Annotated in this window: 2 pseudogenes; both read left to right on the top strand. The window is 47.9% G+C overall.

What is annotated here, in order from left to right:
• The first annotated feature begins 128 nt into the window (after positions 1 to 128).
• Positions 129 to 486, top strand: a pseudogene (locus CIK04_RS29760) (response regulator).
• 34 nt (positions 487 to 520) lie between these two features.
• Positions 521 to 864, top strand: a pseudogene (locus CIK04_RS29755) (Hpt domain-containing protein); the annotation flags it as partial.

Raw genomic sequence — 864 nt, 5'->3', positions numbered from 1 at the left:
CCGTAGCGTCAAACAAACAGGTTCAACACTCGAGCTCACAGCGTTCTCCGATGTTCTTGCCGAAGGCATCGAACTGCTGGGTTATGAGCTCAATTAATTGGTGTCAGTTTGAAATCTAGGGGGCTGAGATGGTTAAGATTCTCGCAGTGGACGATTCTGTCTCTATTCGTCAAATGGTCAGTCACACATTAAAAGATGCTGGATACGATGTTGAAACCGCCAATGATGGCAGTGACGCATTACAAAAATCCAAAACCACCAAGTTCGATGTGGTGATTTCCGACGTTAACATGCCTAACATGGGCGGCTTTGAATTAGTGCGCGCCATGCGGGCGATACCGCAATACAAGTTTATTCCCATTCTGATGTTGACCACCGAAACCAGCCCAGAAAAAAGATGGAAGGAAATACCGCAGGGCGACTGGTTGGCTAGTGAAGCCTTTTAATCCCGATACTTTGCTACAAACACTAAAACGCGTGCTTTAACCGCGCGCGGCAATGTCGGACTAAGGAGCGTCAGATGGCTTTGGATATGGAACAACTGCGTAGAATGTTCTACGAAGAGTGCCGAGAAAATTTGGAGGTTTTGGAAGATATCCTCCTCAATCTCGACCCCACTCAGGTTGAAAAAGATCTCATTGATACGATTTTTCGCGCAGCGCATTCTATTAAAGGCGGTGCGGCAACCTTTGAACCTGCTAGATCATCAGCGAATTTACTCATACGGTTCGAAGGCTTACCTCGACAAAGTGCGCATCGGCGAGTTAGTGGTGAGCAGAGACAGCGTCGATGTATTGCTAAGAAGCTGCGATGGCATTCGTTTATTGCTGGAAGGCCATGAAGCGGGTGAACCCGTCGGAACGG

It is taken from the genome of Vibrio sp. 03_296 (assembly GCF_002265885.1).
The sequence above is the reverse complement of the archived record's forward strand: the minus strand, read 5'-3'. Positions and strand labels throughout refer to the sequence as shown.